13 protein-coding genes and 1 pseudogene are annotated in these 16,365 nt (G+C 68.5%); 2 read left to right on the top strand and 12 right to left on the bottom strand.

Features of this window, described 5'->3' with window-relative positions; all coding sequences use genetic code 11:
* Positions 1 to 40 precede the first annotated feature (40 nt).
* The 9 genes and pseudogenes from D580_RS0104630 to D580_RS0104585 all read right to left on the bottom strand — a co-directional run bounded on the left by D580_RS0104630 (position 41) and on the right by D580_RS0104585 (position 9,886).
* Positions 41 to 984: pseudogene (locus D580_RS0104630) on the bottom strand (hydrogenase subunit MbhD domain-containing protein).
* Positions 981 to 1,274, bottom strand: a complete 294-nt coding sequence (locus tag D580_RS0104620) for a cation:proton antiporter (RefSeq protein ID WP_018953263.1) — start codon at positions 1,272 to 1,274, stop codon at positions 981 to 983. The pseudogene D580_RS0104630 and the gene D580_RS0104620 overlap by 4 nt, the downstream one beginning before the upstream one ends.
* Positions 1,267 to 1,536, bottom strand: coding sequence for a monovalent cation/H+ antiporter complex subunit F (locus tag D580_RS0104615; RefSeq protein ID WP_012639218.1), 270 nt, complete (start codon positions 1,534 to 1,536; stop codon positions 1,267 to 1,269). The genes D580_RS0104620 and D580_RS0104615 overlap by 8 nt, the downstream gene beginning before the upstream one ends.
* On the bottom strand, positions 1,533 to 2,063 hold the full coding sequence (locus tag D580_RS15195) for a Na+/H+ antiporter subunit E (protein WP_038043162.1): 531 nt from the start codon (positions 2,061 to 2,063) through the stop codon (positions 1,533 to 1,535). Before D580_RS15195 ends, D580_RS0104615 begins: the two co-directional genes overlap by 4 nt.
* Positions 2,064 to 2,426: 363 nt before the next feature.
* A complete protein-coding gene (locus D580_RS0104605) occupies positions 2,427 to 4,883 on the bottom strand; it encodes an adenosylcobalamin-dependent ribonucleoside-diphosphate reductase (protein ID WP_018953261.1) in 2,457 nt (818 codons plus the stop codon).
* Positions 4,884 to 4,889: 6 nt separating this feature from the next.
* Positions 4,890 to 5,495, bottom strand: a complete 606-nt coding sequence (locus D580_RS0104600) for a YdbL family protein (RefSeq protein ID WP_051081773.1) — start codon at positions 5,493 to 5,495, stop codon at positions 4,890 to 4,892.
* Positions 5,496 to 5,709: 214 nt separating this feature from the next.
* Positions 5,710 to 6,108 (bottom strand): TraR/DksA family transcriptional regulator, encoded by a 399-nt coding sequence (locus D580_RS0104595; protein ID WP_026289710.1) that lies wholly within the window; start codon positions 6,106 to 6,108, stop codon positions 5,710 to 5,712.
* Positions 6,109 to 6,228: 120 nt separating this feature from the next.
* The gene (locus tag D580_RS0104590; protein WP_231363491.1) at positions 6,229 to 7,536 is read right to left on the bottom strand and encodes a putative PEP-binding protein; all 1,308 of its coding nucleotides are present in this window, start codon (positions 7,534 to 7,536) and stop codon (positions 6,229 to 6,231) included.
* A 265-nt stretch (positions 7,537 to 7,801) separates the two neighbouring features.
* Positions 7,802 to 9,886 carry a hypothetical protein gene (locus D580_RS0104585; RefSeq protein ID WP_018953257.1) on the bottom strand — a complete coding sequence of 695 codons (2,085 nt, stop codon included), beginning with the start codon at positions 9,884 to 9,886 and terminating at the stop codon, positions 7,802 to 7,804.
* Positions 9,887 to 10,016: 130 nt separating this feature from the next.
* On the opposite strand from D580_RS0104585, the gene D580_RS0104580 reads away from it, so the two are divergent.
* The gene (locus D580_RS0104580; protein ID WP_018953256.1) at positions 10,017 to 12,605 is read left to right on the top strand and encodes an EAL and GGDEF domain-containing protein; all 2,589 of its coding nucleotides are present in this window, start codon (positions 10,017 to 10,019) and stop codon (positions 12,603 to 12,605) included.
* A gap of 207 nt (positions 12,606 to 12,812) precedes the next feature.
* On the opposite strand, the gene amrA is transcribed toward D580_RS0104580, so the two are convergent.
* Positions 12,813 to 13,403 (bottom strand): AmmeMemoRadiSam system protein A, encoded by a 591-nt coding sequence (gene amrA, locus D580_RS15190; protein WP_018953255.1) that lies wholly within the window; start codon positions 13,401 to 13,403, stop codon positions 12,813 to 12,815.
* A complete protein-coding gene (gene amrB, locus D580_RS0104570; protein ID WP_051081772.1) occupies positions 13,387 to 14,211 on the bottom strand; it encodes an AmmeMemoRadiSam system protein B in 825 nt (274 codons plus the stop codon). The genes amrA and amrB overlap by 17 nt, the downstream gene beginning before the upstream one ends.
* Positions 14,212 to 14,454: 243 nt before the next feature.
* On the opposite strand from amrB, the gene amrS reads away from it, so the two are divergent.
* Complete coding sequence (amrS, locus tag D580_RS0104565; protein ID WP_018953253.1) at positions 14,455 to 15,558, top strand: AmmeMemoRadiSam system radical SAM enzyme; 1,104 nt, start codon at positions 14,455 to 14,457, stop codon at positions 15,556 to 15,558.
* A gap of 39 nt (positions 15,559 to 15,597) precedes the next feature.
* Here amrS and D580_RS0104560 read toward each other — a convergent pair whose 3' ends face one another.
* The gene (locus D580_RS0104560) at positions 15,598 to 16,353 is read right to left on the bottom strand and encodes a YdcF family protein (RefSeq protein WP_018953252.1); all 756 of its coding nucleotides are present in this window, start codon (positions 16,351 to 16,353) and stop codon (positions 15,598 to 15,600) included.
* Between the last annotated feature and the right edge of the window lie 12 nt (positions 16,354 to 16,365).

Raw genomic sequence — 16,365 nt, 5'->3', positions numbered from 1 at the left:
TCCAAATTCACACTTCGCCCTTCATTTCCCACTTCCCAATTCACCCTTCCGACTTCAAAGGCGCTCCACCCAGGAACAACGCCACCAGGGTCAGCGCAATGGACACCGTGGCCGCCGTCTCGATCAGCAGAATGAACACATAGGCCTGCCCCGGCGCATAGCCCATGAAGCCAAATCCGAGCAGCAGCCCCGCGATCCCCACGGCGAGGAACAGCGCGGCACCGACCGCCAGACCGAGACGCAGCAGGGGCGGCGGCGGGGCCGGCAGATTCCGGGGCCGGGACAGCACCCACAGCACCCCGGCCGCGCCCAGCACCGCACCCGCCTGGAAGGCACCGCCGGGGGCGTCGCTGCCGGCCCACAGCAGGTACACGCCGATCACCACCGCTGCGGGGATCAGCAGTCGTATGGTGCCGGGCATCACCGGGCCCGGTACCGGCCGGGCCGGCAGCGGCGTGTGGCGTCCCAGGGACCAGGCGCCGAGCACCGCGATCAGCAGCACCCCCAGTTCCAGGAAGGTGTCATAGGCGCGGAAGTTGAGCAGCACCGCGGTGACCGGATGATCCACCCCGGAGACGTGCATGTGTTCGCTGACCGGGGCGCGCAGGCCAGCGTTGTCCGGCAGGGGCAGGAGCACGGCGGCGAGCAGCACACCGATGACCATGGCCATGACACCGGAAACCCGTGAGGCGGCGCGGTTCATGAATCCGTCTCCTGGCCGCTCTCATCCCGGGCGCTCGCCTTCAGCCGGCCGAGTGTCACCAGCAGCAGTGCGCCGGTCACGCCGGCGCCGATGGCCGCCTCGGCGAGCGCGATGTCCGGGGCCTTGAGGCGCACCCAGGCCACGGCCAGCAGCAGACCGAAGGCGATGAACAGCACCACCGCCCGGAACAGCTCCGCCTCCCGGCCCGCCAGCACGCGCCAGGCCACCCAGACCAGGGTGAGCAACAGCACGACGTCGAAGGCCCACAGCCAGGGGTTCATGACTCGTCCTCCCCGTCCAGCCGGGTCCAGGCCCGCTGCGCCACGAGATGGCAGGCCGCCGCCCCGGCCACCAGCACCAGGGCCCAGACCAGCACCAGTTTGAACATCGGCGCCAGGGCATCGGCACGGATCAGCAGGCCCAGCACCACCAGGCCGAGACCCAGGTTGTCCGCCTTGGTGAGTGCATGCAGCCGGGTGTAGACATCGGGGAAGCGCAACAGGCCCGCCGTTCCGGCGGCGAAGAACACCAGGCCCGCGGCGATGAGGATGATGCTGAGCACGTCAATCATTCCCGGTCTCCCGCCCGCCCCGCTGACGCACGAAGGCCACCGTGGCCACCGCCGCCAGCAGCGCGAACACCAGGGCCACATCCACCAGCGCCGGCATGGCCAGTGCCTCGCCAAGCAGCAGCAGGATGGCCACGCCGGTGGTACCGAACAACTGCGCCGCGAGCATGCGATCGCTGTCGGTGGGCCCGCGCAGCACACGCACCATGCCCGCGGCGATGGTGATCAGCAGGAACAGGGCCGAGGCCAGGAGGAATCCGCTCATGCCGCCCCTCCCGGTCTTGGCGCCATGATGAACACCCGGGTGATGTGGGTTTCCAGATCCGTCAGGGAGGTCTCGATCGGCAGCCGAGTATCCAGCACGTGCACCGTAAGCAGTCGCCCCTCCAGGCGCACGCTCAGGGTGCCCGGCAGCAGGCTGATGATCGCCATGAAGAAGGTGAGCGCCGCACCGTGGGGCAGCTCGGTGGTGTAGGAGACGAAACCGGGCTTGAGCGGCATGGCGGGCGACAGGGCCCGGCGCGCCACGTCCACGCCGCCGGCCACCGAGGCGCGCAGGAAATACGCGGCGAAACCCGGCAGCGCCGAGAGACTCAGGCGGAAGGGTCGGCCCAGGGGCAGGAACAGGGTGGAGACGGCCGCGCCCAGGATCGCGAGCACGGCGAGGGGCGAGAGCAGCGAGGCATGGCCCGCCAGCACCCACCACAACAGCGCCGCCAGCACCAGGGTGATGGCAAAGCGCCTCGCCCGTGCCGCGCGCCGACTCAAACGTCCTGTGGAGAGGGTATCCATGGTTTCATCAAGCCTAACAGAGCCCGTCGGGGGTGAGTCAGCCGCCAGGACCTCCGACAAGCCCGAAAGGCGATCCTCTCACGGGGACACGGAGACACGGTGGAAAGGCATATGAATGACAACCCTGCCCCCTGATGTACGCACGAGGGCATCAGGCTCTTTGTGTGATCACCTGAAAAAAAGTTCTCACGCGCATGTGCTGGGACACTGGGAGTGATCATTAGATAATCCCCGTGCTTCTGTGGCTCCGTGAGAGGAGCATCTTTTCGCCACACGAAGGTTATGGGCAAGGCGCCGGATGCGCAGCGCTTATCCGGCCTACCTTCACTTTCCTCTTGTATCTCGTCCCTTGTCTCTGCGCCTTCATTCACACACCGGACACACCGGCGACACCCCATGGGGCGTCTCGCAGGCCACCTCCACCACCGGCACGCGGATCTCGATGGGGTCGGGCGGATCGATGCATTCGGGTGTGAGCGACGGCAGGTCGCCCACGGTCTCCCGGATGCCCCGCTCGCGCAGTTGTCCGTAGAGGTTCGCGGCCAGTTCGCGGTGCTCGCCGTAACGCACCCAGCGATCGCCTTTGATGCTCAGGCAGCGGCCGTCACGCAGGATGAAACGGTAGCGGCTGTGGGCCAGGTCCTCCGGGCGCAGCAGCACGCCCTGGAAGGCGGCGGGGTTCAGACGGTAGGTGGTGCAGCCCTTGAGACCCAGGGCATGGGCCTCCCGGTACAGGTCGCGGAAGTCCTCGAAGGGGCAGTCGGTGGGCACGTTGATGGTCTTGGAGATGGCCGCGTCGATCCAGGGCTGGGCGGCGGCCTGGATGGCCAGGTGGGCGCGGGGGGCGATGGCGCCGGCGGTGACGAAGGCCTCGGGCAGGCGGTGGGGGCCCTGCTTCGCCTCCGGGTCGGCGTCCGGGTCGACGAGGGCGCGCCAGGCCAGCAGCTCGTAGGCGGTCACGGGCACCGTGTCCCGGGTGGCGCCGTCCCGGCCTAGCCCGCATATCTCACCACCGTTCGTAGCGAGGGCGTCGAGATGCCGCTGTGACGGGGCGCGCGGAACGGAAGACGGCGCCGGCGTAGCCGACACTACGTCAAGCCGGCTGAAGTGAGCACGCCCCGTCACAGCGAGCAGATCGGCGGCCGCAGTAGAAGGGTGGTGAGATATGCGGGCTAGGATGTTGCGCAGGTAGGTATGGGCGAAGCTCGGTTCGATGCCGTTGCTGACGTTGTTGCCGAAGGACAGGGCAATGGTGCCGGTGGGGGCGATGGCGCTGTGGTGGGTGAAGCGGGCGCCCTCCTCGGCCAGCGCGGCCACCAGGGCCGGATCGAGCCCCGCGATGCGGCGCATATAGGGGCTGTAGCGGGCGTGCAGCACCCGGCCGGGCAGCACGTCGCCCACCCGGATGCCGTCCTCGGCAAGGGCGGGATAGCGGGCCAGCAGGTGCTCGGTGACGGTGAAGCGCTCCTCCATGAGCGGCGCCGGCCCCTTCTCCCTCGCCAGTGCCAGGCCCGTGCGCCAGCCGGTGAGCGCCAGTTCCCGGGCGGCCCGGGCGGTGAAGGCCGCCGCCTCCTCACTGCCGTAGCGGATGCCCATCAACGCAAGCGCCGAGCCCAGACCGAGAAAACCCATGCCGTGGCGCCGGGTGCGCTCCAGGGCCTCGGCCTGCTGCACCAGGGGCAGGCCGTGGATCTCCACCACGTTGTCCAGCATGCGGGTGAACACCGCCACCACCTCCCGGTAGGTGTCCCAATCGAAGCGCACCTTGCCGGTGAAGGGATGCTGCACAAAGCGGGTCAGGTCCACGGAACCCAGCAGGCAGGCGCCGTAGGGGGGCAACATTTGCTCACCGCAGGGGTTGGCCGCGCGGATGGCCTCGCAGAAGCCGTTGTTGTTCTCGGCATTCACCCGGTCGATGAAGATCACGCCGGGCTCGGCATGGTCGTAGGTGGCGCGCATCACCTGCTCCCAAAGCGCCACCGCCGGCATCCACTGCTGCACCCGGCAGGCGACGCGGCCGTGGTCATCGGTGAGGTACCCCTCGGTGATGGGCCACTCGCGCCAGACCACCTGTTTGGGATCGTCCAGATCCGCGCCGGTGCGCGCCTGCTCGGCGGGGCTCAGGGGGAAGGCCAGAGGCCAGTCTTCACCCGCATCCAGTGCCGCCATGAAGGCGTCGGGGACCAGCAGGGAGAGGTTGAACTGGCGCAGCCGCCCGGGCTCGCGCTTGGCCTCGATGAACTCCAGCACGTCCGGGTGGCCGATGTGGAAGGTGGCCATCTGGGCGCCGCGCCGGTCGCCGGCCGAGGCGATGGTGCGGCACATCTGGTCGTAGACGTCCATGAAGGACAGCGGACCGGAACTGCGCGCCCCGGCGCCCGCCACCCAGGCGCCCTTGGGTCTCAGGGTGGAGAACTCGTAGCCGATGCCCGCGCCGCTCTGCAGGGTCAGGCCCGCCTCGCGCAGCTTGCCGAGGATGTCGTCCAGGGTGTCGTGGATCGTGCCGGAGACGGTGCAGTTGATGGTGGAGGTGCCGCGCTTGTGATCCCGGGCACCGGCATTGGCCAAGATGCGCCCGGCGGGCAGGGCGCCGTGGTTCAGGGCCCAGAGGAAGCGCTCGCGCCAGTGTTCGCGCAGCGCCGGGGTGGCCTCCACGTCGGCCAGGGCCCGGGCGACCCGGGCCAGGGTCTCGGCGGGCGTGTCCTCCAGGGGACGGCCGGTGGCATCCCGCAGCCGGTACTTGCGGTCCCAGACGTCCCAGGCCGCCGGCTGCAGTGGCAGCGACGGCGGCCCGTTCCCTGGATCACCGGTTCCGCTCATGGCGGCCTACTTCTGCCGCCAGTTGCCCCCGGCGTCCTGGTACCAGTAACCGGCCGGGGCCTCTTCCACCCACACCCGGGCAAAGGTGTCGCGGATGTTGGCCTCCCACTCGGGATGGCCGTTGGCCCGGGCGATCTCGCGATAGAGGGCCTGGCGATCGTTGTTCTCGTCAGCCACCAGGCGCTGCACCGTGGCCCGGTCGCGCAGGGGTACGGCGTTCAGATCGCGGATGGCCAGCAGGCCGTCGCGGCCGAAGCCCACGGCGCCGCTGCGGTAGTGGGGCGTGAGTTGCGGCGAACGGGCGCGCATGGAGGCACGCAGGGCGTCGATGGCCGGGGAACGGATGTCGATGTTCGGCTGCTGGGCCTGGGCCGGGGAAATCGCCAGGTTCAACAGACTGCCCGCCAGCTGCACGGCCGCGCCGCGATTGCGTGCGCCGGGCTCCGGCGTGGGCGCAGGGGCGGGCGCGGCCTCGGGCGCGCCCAGCACGTCGCGCACGATGGTCCGTGCCGCATCCTCGGCCGCCGCCGCCGGGAAGTAGATGTTCACGGTCACGCAGGCGGACAGGGCCATGGCCACCAGCATCCAGAGTGCGACTCGCAGGGTTTTCATCCAGGACTCCTCATGGGTAGGAATAAGTGTCGTCTATGACTGATTCTAGTCTGAGCGTACGGGCAGTTGAATGAACGATGATTTAACGAACGATCCGGCGTGACACACAGACTCGTAGGCCGGATAAGCGCAGCGCATCCGGCGATGCCCCAAGGCTAGGCGTTGCCGGATGCGGCTTTGCCTTATCCGGCCTACGGCGCTTTTCAACGGCCTCCTAAAGGGAAGGATGCCCGGGCGAGATGAACGTCTTTTCATGCTGCGCCTGGCAGCGGGCGCAGCGCTTGGCGGTGGGATAGGCATTCAGGCGCTCGTAGGCGATCGCGTCGCCGCAGTCGGTGCAGATGCCGTAGCTCTGGCCGGCGATGCGCAGCAGCGCGGCCTCCACATCACGGACCTCCTCCACGTGCCGGTCCACGTCCGCCAGATCCAGGTCCACCAGCAGGTCCGCCACGGACTGCTCGCCGATGTCGTGCACCTCGCCCGCGAGTCGGATGTAGGGCTCCTTGTCGGAGGCCAGCAGGATCTGGCGGGTCTCTTCCACCAGCGTCGTCAGGCGGTCCTTCAGGCGTGCCTCCAGTTCCCTGATCTGGGTATCAGACAATGAAGCGGGCATGATTTCGGATCCTCGATGAGATGGGGGCTCTGGCTGATCGTCACCCTGATACCGGGTGAGCTTGCGCCGGTGGACCGGATGCCATGCAAGGCATCGCAAAGATCGGCCTCTCCTGTGAAGCTAGTCTTCGGCAATGAACGGGTCAAGACGGCTCTGTTCCATGAAAGACGTCAACATGGCACGCACGGCATCGGAATCCGCCGCGGCGCAGACCTTCTGCGCCAGGACCCGGGCCTCGGCCATGGGCACCTGTGCCGCGCGCCGATGCAGATAGGGCAGCACGTGGGCGGTGACGGAAAAGATGCGAAAGCCGAGACCCAGCAACACCGGCAGGATGCCCGGCAGCTGGGGCAACAGGCCGCACAACTGGATCTCCCCCACCCGCGCGCCGGCGGCCTCGGCCACCCCGTTGAGAAAACGGTACAGGGCCGGCGCGTGAGGATCCAGCCAGGGCCCCAGCGCCGGCTGGTCCCGGTCCGCGGCGAACAGGCATTGCATCAGGTCATTGAGGCCCAGGGCCACGAAGTCGGCCTCGTCCATCAGCCGGTCCAGCATCATGGCCAAGGCCGGCGTCTCCACCATGGCGCCGATGGGCAGCCGGTCCGGCAGGTCGGCCAGCACCGCCTCGCGCCAGTGCAGGAACTCCTCCACCGAGGTGAGGTAGGGGATCAGCAGGCGCAGTTGATGCTGTCGGGCGACGCGGCCCGCCGCCCGCACCTGGGCCTTGTAGATGCGTCGCACATCGTTCTCGTTGAACAGCCGCGCTCCCTGCATGCCCAACGCGCCGCCGGGCAGCGTTGCGCCACTCAGCCAGGACGGTCGCTTGTCGGCGGCAATGTCCAGCAATCGCAGGGTCACCGGCAGGGGATTGGCCGCCTGGCAGATGTCCGCGAACGCCTGCTGATAGAAGGCCTCGTCGGGCACGGCGTCGTCCGCCGGCAGCAGGTATTCGGTACGCACCAGGCCGATGGCCGTGGCCCCCGCCGCCCGCGCCCGTCCGGCTGCGGAGGCATCGCCCACGGTGCAGCGCAGCTCGATGCGCTCACCATCCCCGGTCCGGGCAGGGACCGCTGTGGACGCGGGTGGTGATGCCAAAGCCATGTCCGCTGCCGGATGGACCAGCAGGCCACGCTCGCCGTCCAGCCAGACCTGTTCATCCAGGGGCAAGCGATCGGCCTGGGCACGGTTCGCCATGACCACCGGCACGCCCAGATCCAACAGCCGGATCATGGCATGGGAGAAGGGCGCGGCGCTCACCACCACGAGGCCCGTGAATGGCCCGGTCAGCCTGTCCAGTTCAGCATGCTCCAGGACCAGGATCCCGGCGCCTGACCCGGGACGCCGGAGCGTGCCTCGGGCCTGGCCCGGGGCGTAGGGTGTGAGTTGCATGACGCTCATGGGATCATGGCCGGTCAGATCAGCGCTCAACTCCAACTATGTAGTCCAGATCCCGACCTGCGCGTGGCGCACATGATCGCGGGCGGGGTGACGGCGGGGGAGAGTCGGCATAGGGCTTGAAAGCAGTGGCAAGTCTCAAGTGGCTAGTGGCAAGGAGCTGTTTTACCCCCTCGCCCTCAGGGACAAATCCGCCGGGAGCGGATTTGAACAGCCGCCAGGCTGGCCCGAAGGGTGGAGGGCAGGACGCCCGGAATAGAGGGTTGGGGTGAGGGTGGTTGTCCTTGCCACTAGCCACTCACCTCACCACCGGGCCACCCCCCTCCAGCACCACCGTGGACAGCCGGTTGACCAGGTCCCGCCAGGCCACCTCGCGGGTGAAGCCGATGACGTCGATGCGCGGCAGGCCCGAGCCCTGGACGATGTAGTAACCCTGGGGCGCGGGGGCAACGCCGTCCATGGTGCAGACCTCACCCACCAGGCGGCAGCTCAGGCCCAGCTGACGGTAGGAGAAGTCCTCGAAGAAACGCAGGAATCCGCCCGAGAGCGCACCACCCACGCCGCTGCCCACCCGGGTCAGGTTGTCCACGGCCCGCTGGCTGATGCGTCGCGGCGAGGTGTCGCCGGGGGGCGTGCGGAATACCGCGTCGAAGTACACCGGCGACCAGCGCACCAACACCAGGTCCCGGATGTCACCGTCCAGGCGGCCGGTGATCCGGCCCACGTCGAAGGTTCGGGTCAGTTCCGCCAGGTCCAGCCCGCGCACCTGGATCTGGGCGGAAAGCTCCGGCGCCACGCCCAGGGGGTCGCGCAGGCGCAGGTCACCGAGGGTCACCGTGCCGTCGAAGGCACGCACCAGCAGACGCCCGCCCACGGTGAGCAGGCCCTGTTCGTAACGCACGTCGGGGATGATGCCCGCCAGGGTGCCTGAGAGCAGCGGCCAGCCCAGGGCCTGGGTGAGCCGTTCCATGCTGATGGGGCTCAGCCCCCCGTCGAAGGCCCAGCGGGTCGCTCCGCTGCCCAGACCGGCCACCTCGAACCCGCGGATCTCCAGGGCGCCGTCCAGAATCGGCACGTGCACGGGCTCAGGCAGGCGCACTCCGTCCCGGCTGATCTGCGGCTGGAACCGGATCGCGCCCAGGGCGATGCCGTAGACATGCCCGCCGTCCATGGCGACCCGGGAGGCGGGCGCGGTGCCGTCGGCCCGCCAGTTCAGCGCGGCGTCCACCCCATCCAGGGCGAAGCGCCCCATGCGGTCGTGCGCGAACAGGCGCACGGCCTGCAGGGCCGCCTCCACGGGCTGCCCCTGTGCCAGACGCACCCGCCCGGCCAGCAGACCCTCGCTGTCCAGGGCGTCCAGGGCCGTGCCCGGCAGGAACGGCAGGGCATAGGTATCGAAGGCCGCCGGCAGTCGCAGGCTCTCCAGGTCCAGGGTGGCATCCAGGCCTGCCAGGCCCAGCGCCGCGGCCCAACTGCCCCGAGCGGACAAGACCGCCACGCCTGGCTGCTCGAAACGCAGGCTGTCCACGGTGAGATGGCGGTCGGCCGGCCTGATCCGGCCACGCAGGTCGAGACTCAGGGGGGCATCCGCCTCCACGAACACCGGGTGCACGTAGACCCCGCCGGTGTGCCAGCGTGCGACCAGCTCGACCCTGTAGTCGGTGCGCTCCCGACGCAGGGCGAGATTCAGGCCGAGCGAAAGGTCCTCGCCCGCCTTGAGCCCGTCCTCGCTGGCGAAATCCACATCCGCAAGATCCAGTTGCAGCGTCGCGCTGTCCGGCAGCGTCCCTCGTCCCCGGGCATCGAACCGGAATGCAACGGAGCCTGTGGCGGTGACCGGCCAGGCATGGCCCGCGAGCCCGGAAAGCCGGGACAGCCCCTCCAGGTCCAGCCCATCGCCCCTGCCGCGCAGCTGCCAGCGATCCCCGTCGAGATGGACGATCAACTGCGCCCATCCGCCGGCCAGACGCAGGCCCTGCAGCTCCAGGGAGAGCACGCCCGGATGGACATAGGTGAAGGCCGCGGTGAGCGACTGGGGTCCCAGCCAGGGATGCTCGAACCGGACGCTGCCCCGCTCGCAGGTGCCGCCCAGGCCCAGCAAGACCAGGGCGGGGCAATCCAGACGCACCCGCTCCAGCAGCAGCTCATCGCCCAGCCGCAGTTGGCCGATCTCGAGGCTCAGCCCGTGGCGCCCCTCGCCGGGGCGCAGTTCGGCCCGCAGGTCCGTGAGGGAGAAACCCTCCCCTTGCAGGGATTCCACCGCCAGCACCAGGGTCTCGACGGCCCGGGCAGGCGCCGCCAGCAGCACCAGGCACAGGGCAAGGATGAGAGGGGGCGGGAAGCGCTGGCGCATGGCCTGAAGATGGACCCGATTGGCGATCAAGGGAATACCGGTCGTGTTGATGACATCTGTCAATGTTCCGCGCTATCCCGTCGGCCTGCGGCTATTCACAGACCCATAAAAACATAGATAATGTGATGAGCATCACATATTCCCCGCCCCGGACCTTTCCATGACCGATCAGTCCCAGCCCCTGGACCTGATGTCCCGCTACGACACCCTGAACGAAGGTGTCCTGCGGGCCGTCCTGGAGGAGATGGTGGACGGCGTGGTGCTCATCAACCGCTTGGGCATCATCCGCGAGGTGAACCCGGCGGTGACGCGCATCTTCGGCTATGAGCGCACGGAGATGCTGGGCGCCAACGTCAGCCTGCTCGTGCCCTCGCCGGACCGGGAGCGCCACGACGAGTATCTGCGCAATTACCTGCAGACCGGCGAGGGCCGCATCATCGGCGTGGGCCGCACGGTCCACGGCCAGCGCAAGGACGGCAGCCTGTTCCCCTTGGAACTGGCCGTGAGCGAGGTCAAGGCCGGCGGCGAGCACCTGTTCACCGGTATCGTGCGGGACATCAGCGAGCGGCACCAGTTTCACCAGACCCTGGCCCTGTTCCGCAGGGCCATGGACAGCGCCCACAACGGCATCGCCATCGCAGACGTGGACGCCGACGGCGAGCGCATCAGCTACGCCAATGCCGCTTTCGCCCAGATCACCGGCATCCCGGCGGTGGACCTGCTCGGTCGAGGCCTGACCCTGCTGGCCTGCGAGGGCGAGGATGGGCAGACCTGCACGGCGATGGTCTCACAGATGCGCGCCGGCGGTTCGATGCGCAGGACCCTGCGCTGCCAGCGCCCGGATGGCAGCCTGTTCTGGAACGATGTCGCCCTCTCGCCCATCTTCAACGAGCGCGGCGAGATCAGCCAGTGCATCGCGGTGCTCGCCGACGCCACGGCGCTCAAGGAGAGCGAACAGGCCCTGCGTCGCAGCCGGGATGCCCTGGAACGGCAGGTGGAGGCGCGCACCGAGAACCTCACCGAGGCGGTCAGGCAGTTGCGCCGGGAGATCGAGGAACGCACCCGGGTGGAGTCCGCCCTGCGCCTGAGCGAGCGGCGCCTGGCCAACGCCCAGCGCATCGCGCGCCTCGGCCACTGGGAATGGGAGATTGCCACCGGCCGGCTGTACTGGTCCGCGGAGGTCTACAGCCTCCTGGGCCTGGGCCCGGAATTCACCACCCCGGACTACGAACGCTTCCTGGAGATGATCCCCGGGGACGACCGGCAGCGGCTGCAGGAGGCCGTCGCCCGCTGCCTCGAGCACGGTGTGCCCTACGAGATCGACCATCGCATCACCTGCCCGGACGGCAGCGAGCGCATCCTCCACGAGGACGGCGAGCTGGTCTACGACGACGCTGGCAAACCCCTGCTGCTGCGCGGCACCGCCCAGGACATCACCGAACGCCACGACTACCAGAACCGGCTCAGGCACCTGGCCAACTTCGACCCGGTCACCGGGCTGCCCAACCGCACCCTGTTCAAGGACCGCCTGCAGCACGCCCTGGCCAACGCGACGCGCAACCAGCGCCTGGTGGCCCTGCTGTTCCTGGACATGGACCAGTTCAAAAACGTCAACGACAGCCTGGGCCACATGATGGGCGACGAGCTGTTGCGCCAGACCGCGGAGAGGCTGCTGGGCTGCGTGCGCGAGGGCGACACCGTGGCCCGTTTCGGCGGCGACGAGTTCATCATCCTCCTGGAGAACATCGAGCACAGCGAACAGGCAAGCCTGTCCGCCGAGCGCGTGGTGCAGGCCATGCGCCATCCCTTCCGCCTGGGCGAGCACGAGCATTTCTGCAACGTGAGCATCGGCATCAGCCTGTACCCGGAAGACGACGAGGACCCGGAGGACCTGGTGCGCCACGCCGACAGCGCCATGTACCTGGCCAAGGCCCAGGGTGGCGCCTGCTACCGCTTCTACACACCGGACATGAACACCCGGGCCATGGAGCGCCTGCTGTTGCAGAACCAGCTGCACCAGGCCCTGGAACTGGACCAGTTCCAGGTCCACTACCAGCCCCAGATGGACCTGCGCAGCGGACGCATCTGCGGTGTCGAGGCCCTGGTGCGCTGGCAGCACCCGGAGCGGGGCCTGGTCCCGCCCGCGGAATTCATTCCCATGGCCGAGGACACGGGCCTGATCGAGCCCCTGGGGGAATGGGTGCTGCGCACCGCGGCGCGGGAGGTGCGCGACTGGCAGGACCGGGGACTGCCGGGCCTCAACCTGAGCGTGAACCTCTCGCCCCGCCAGTTCCGTCACCCGGATCTGCCGGGCATGGTGGAGCGGGTGCTGGCGGAATCGGGGCTGGAGGCGGAGCGCCTGGAACTGGAGATCACCGAGCGGCTGATCATCGTGGACCTGGAACACACCGTGGACACCCTCAGCCGCATCGCCCGGCTGGGCGTGCGGGTGTCCATCGACGACTTCGGTACCGGGCATTCCTCCCTCGCCTACCTCAGGCGCCTGCCGGTGCACGCGCTCAAGATCGACCGGGAATTCGTCGATGGCATCGGCCGTGACAGCGACGATGCCGCCATCGCCGAGGCGGTGATCGCCCTGGGCCGCACCCTGCGCCTGCAGGTGATCGCCGAGGGGGTGGAGACCCGGGAACAGGCCAGCTTCCTGCGCGAACACGGCTGCGATGCGGTCCAGGGATTCTTCATCGCCCGGCCCATGCCTGCCGGGGAACTGGTGGGCTGGCTGGGCTGAACCCCGAAAACCGCAAGCGCGGATGCTTGCAGCCACGCGACCTGTCTTGCTTGCAGGTCGGGCTTTAGCCCGACCAACGGCGTCAAACTGAACCGTGGCTGTCGGCATGAAGGCCGACCTACGGCTGCGCCTCATTTTTCCAGCAAGGGCGCGAGACAAATCGAGAGACCACAATCGCTCGCACGCCTTGCTGCTAGCCCGCACGGGCTAGGCGTGGATCTCGTGGACCGAGTACACCCAGGCGCTCAAGCCGGTGATGCGACCCGAGGCATCGGCAAAGGCCTCGAGACCCGCCTTGCGGTACAGCGCCGCCACGAACTCCTGCGCCTCGGGAAGCTGTGCCCAGACGGCGGGCAGGAAGGTGGCCCGGCGCGATCCCAGCTGGATGATCAGGCCATGGTGGCCGGGTTGCAGGTAGGACGGCAGGTCCCGCCAGGCGTCCGCCGGCAGGGGCTCGGAAGGGCTGAGCACGGAGATGTGGATGTCCAGCTGGGTGAATTCCGCCTCATTGACCGGCTTGAAGCGAGGATCCAGGAAGGCCGCGGAGAAGGCGTTGCCGGCCACGTCCAGCACCAGCGGCCGGTGGGCCTCCAGGTGCCCGATGCAGCCTCGCAGATCACCGCCGGCGGAGCGCAGGGTGACGAAGCTCGCCCCCGGTGCCTGCAGGGGGTGTTCATAGTCGGCGGGATCCGGGCTTGAGGGCACGCCCTGACTCAGACCATGCAGGATGGACTCCCGGGCCACCGCCAGCAGCTCACGCCCGGCGGCGGGCGCCAGGGCCTCAGTCACCGAAGGCATAGGCCCCGTAACCCACCACCCGGTCCCGGGGGCCGGCGGTATCCCCGGAGCAGCGCAGGTCCAGGCGTTCAGCCGCCAGGCCCCGTTGGCGGGCCAGGCGCAGCAGGCCCTGGATGGGCACCCGGCCGCAGGCCATGCCCGGCTCAATGCCCTGCTCGTCCAGGCGCTCGATGGCCTGGCTGGTGCGCTCGTCGACCTCGCGGGCGGCCTCGTAGTCCAGGTGATGGCTGAGGTCGGAGCTGATCACCACCAGGGTCTCCGGTCCGCCCCACACGGCCTCCAGGGTCCGGGCCATATCATCGGTGGTGGCACCGCCCACAACCAGGGGCACGAGGGTGAAGTCCTCGCTCAGGGTGCGCTGCAGGAAGGGCAGTTGCACCTCCAGAGAGTGCTCGGGTGCGTGGGCGGCCTCATAGCGGAACACCGAGGACAGCTCGCAGGCCTGTTCCACCGCCGGCTGGTCCACGGGCACACGGCCGAGCGGGGTCTCGAACCAGGCGGCCTCGGGGGCCGCGATGCCATAGAAGCCCACCCGGTGGGCCGGCCCCACCAGCACCACCCGTCGAATGCCCGAGGCACACCGCAAACGGTTGTAGGCCCGGGCAGCCACGGCGCCGGAATACACATAACCCGCATGGGGGACGATCAGGGCCTTGGGGGGACGCGCCGGGGGCTCGGCCTCGGCGAAGTCCGAGAGCAGCCCCTCGACCACGGTACGCAACAGACCGGCGTCCGCCGGATAGAAATGACCCGCCACCGCCGCCGGGCGGACGGCACCCTGCAAACTCCTCGCTTCCATTCTCATCATTCGATACTCCTCCTGCACGACACCTGGAGACACGGCCATCACCAACCCCATGAATTTATAGGGTATGTATTTGACCAACGGCTGGGATTGTTGTTCTTGTTGGCGTGCCCGGGGAGCCGGCAATTCCGGCGTCCGTCACCCGAGTATAGTGTCTGTACAGGAAATGCCCGATTGAAATTCTCCATCCTGAGACCCATATCTCATGGTGTATCCCACCCTGCCGGCCCGGCCGGCCCCCCTCCCATGACCACTCCCGAGATTCAGACCACCGTCCCCACCCGCTACTGGCATGCCCTGCCGGACGGGCGCATCCAGTGCGACCTCTGCCCCCGGGAATGCAAGCTCCACGAGGGTCAGCAGGGGCTGTGCTTCGTGCGCGCCCGGCAAAACGACCAGGTGGTGCTGACCAGTTACGGGCGCTCCAGCGGCTTTTGCGTGGACCCCATCGAGAAGAAGCCGCTCAACCACTTCCTGCCCGGCTCGCCGGTGCTCTCCTTCGGCACCGCCGGCTGCAACCTGGCCTGCAAGTTCTGCCAGAACTGGGACATGAGCAAATCCCGGGAGATGGACACCCTCATGGACCAGGCCTCCCCCGAGGCCCTGGCCCGGACCGCGGAGCGGCTGGGCTGCCGCTCGGTGGCCTACACCTACAACGACCCGGTGATCTTCCTGGAATATGCCGTGGACACGGCCATCGCCTGTCGCGAGCGGGGCATCAAATCCGTGGCGGTGACCGCGGGCTACATCTCACCCGGCGCCCGGGAGGACTTCTTCGCCCACATGGACGCCGCCAACGTGGATCTGAAGGCCTTCACCGAGGACTTCTACAGGAAGACCTGCGGCGCCCACCTGGACAAGGTGCTGGAGACCCTGCGCTACATCCGCCACGAGACCGACGTGTGGCTGGAACTGACCACCCTGCTGATCCCCGGCCACAACGACTCCGATGCGGAACTGGATTGCATGACCCGCTGGGTGGTGGAAAACCTGGGCCCGGACGTGCCCATGCACTTCACCGCCTTTCACCCGGACTGGAAGATGACCGACGTGCCGCGCACCCCGGCCAGCACCCTGACCCGCGCCCGGGAGATCGCCCGGCGCAACGGCGTGCGCCACGCCTACACCGGCAACGTGCGCGACGAGCAGGGCGCCAGCACCTTCTGCCACGGCTGCGGCGAACGGCTCATCGGCCGCGACGGCTACCGCATCACCCACTGGCAGCTCACCGCCGACGGCCATTGCCCGAAATGCGACACGAAGCTGCCCGGCGTGTTCGAGGCGCAGCCGGGGGAGTGGGGGGAGCGGCGGATGCCAGTGCGGATGGCACAGTTGAAGTGTGAAGTGTGAATTGGGAAGAGCGAAGAATGGCTTTCGATGTCTTTATTCCTACTTCCCAATTCTCACTTCCCACTTCACCCGGTACCACACCAGGCCCAGGTACTCATGCAGCGCCTGCCCCGTCAGCCACAGGGCGCGGGGCTGGGGCAGGAACGCGGTGATGCCGCGATGGCGCGACAGGTCGCCCATCGCCAGGGTGGGGAACGGCGTGACCGCCAGTTCCGTGCGCTGGAAACACCACACGGCCCGGGGCATGTGCAGGGCGTGGGACACCAGCAGGACATGTTCGATACCCGCCTCTGCCAGCAGGCGCGCACTGAAGAAGGCGTTTTCGCAGGTATTGCGGCTTTCGGTCTCCTGCCAGTGCACCGTCACACCCAGTTCCCCTTCCAGAACCCGCACCATCAGCTGTGACTCGCTGGAAGGCTCGTCGCCGCGCACCCGGCCGCCACTGATCAGCAACGGCAGGCCTGTCTCGCGGTGCAGCTTTGCGCCGTAACGCAGGCGTTCCAGCGAGAAGGCATTGACCGTCTCGCTGCCGTATTCCCGGGCATCGGGATAGCGCCCGCCGGCCAGCACGACAATGGCCTGCGCACCGGCAGGCAAGGTCGGTGACGCCGGGTACGCGGATTCAAGCCCCGCCAGCAGCCAGCCCGCGAACAGGGGCGTGGCCGCCACATAAATCCAGACGATGCCGGCGAACACCAGCCCCTTGCCCAGACGGCGCCCCCAGAACAGCAGCCCGAGTACGATGGCGATCAGGCCGCTGGCGGGCGGCAGGATGAGCAGTTCGAGGACCTGCACGGGACGCGCCGG

This window comes from Thioalkalivibrio sulfidiphilus (genome assembly GCF_000377945.1).
Lineage (GTDB): Bacteria > Pseudomonadota > Gammaproteobacteria > Ectothiorhodospirales > Ectothiorhodospiraceae > Thioalkalivibrio_A > Thioalkalivibrio_A sulfidiphilus_A.
The sequence above is the reverse complement of the archived record's forward strand: the minus strand, read 5'-3'. Positions and strand labels throughout refer to the sequence as shown.

Excerpts from the sequence above, each read along its gene's own strand:
- D580_RS0104620 (WP_018953263.1), bottom strand. The coding sequence starts at position 1,274 with ATGATTGACGTGCTCAGCATCATCCTCATCGCCGCGGGCCTGGTGTTC.
- D580_RS0104615 (WP_012639218.1), bottom strand. The coding sequence starts at position 1,536 with ATGAGCGGATTCCTCCTGGCCTCGGCCCTGTTCCTGCTGATCACCATC.
- D580_RS15195 (WP_038043162.1), bottom strand. The coding sequence starts at position 2,063 with ATGGATACCCTCTCCACAGGACGTTTGAGTCGGCGCGCGGCACGGGCG.
- D580_RS0104605 (WP_018953261.1), bottom strand. The coding sequence starts at position 4,883 with ATGAGCGGAACCGGTGATCCAGGGAACGGGCCGCCGTCGCTGCCACTG.
- D580_RS0104600 (WP_051081773.1), bottom strand. The coding sequence starts at position 5,495 with ATGAAAACCCTGCGAGTCGCACTCTGGATGCTGGTGGCCATGGCCCTG.
- D580_RS0104595 (WP_026289710.1), bottom strand. The coding sequence starts at position 6,108 with ATGCCCGCTTCATTGTCTGATACCCAGATCAGGGAACTGGAGGCACGC.
- D580_RS0104580 (WP_018953256.1), top strand. The coding sequence starts at position 10,017 with ATGACCGATCAGTCCCAGCCCCTGGACCTGATGTCCCGCTACGACACC.
- amrA (WP_018953255.1), bottom strand. The coding sequence starts at position 13,403 with ATGCCTTCGGTGACTGAGGCCCTGGCGCCCGCCGCCGGGCGTGAGCTG.
- amrB (WP_051081772.1), bottom strand. The coding sequence starts at position 14,211 with ATGATGAGAATGGAAGCGAGGAGTTTGCAGGGTGCCGTCCGCCCGGCG.
- amrS (WP_018953253.1), top strand. The coding sequence starts at position 14,455 with ATGACCACTCCCGAGATTCAGACCACCGTCCCCACCCGCTACTGGCAT.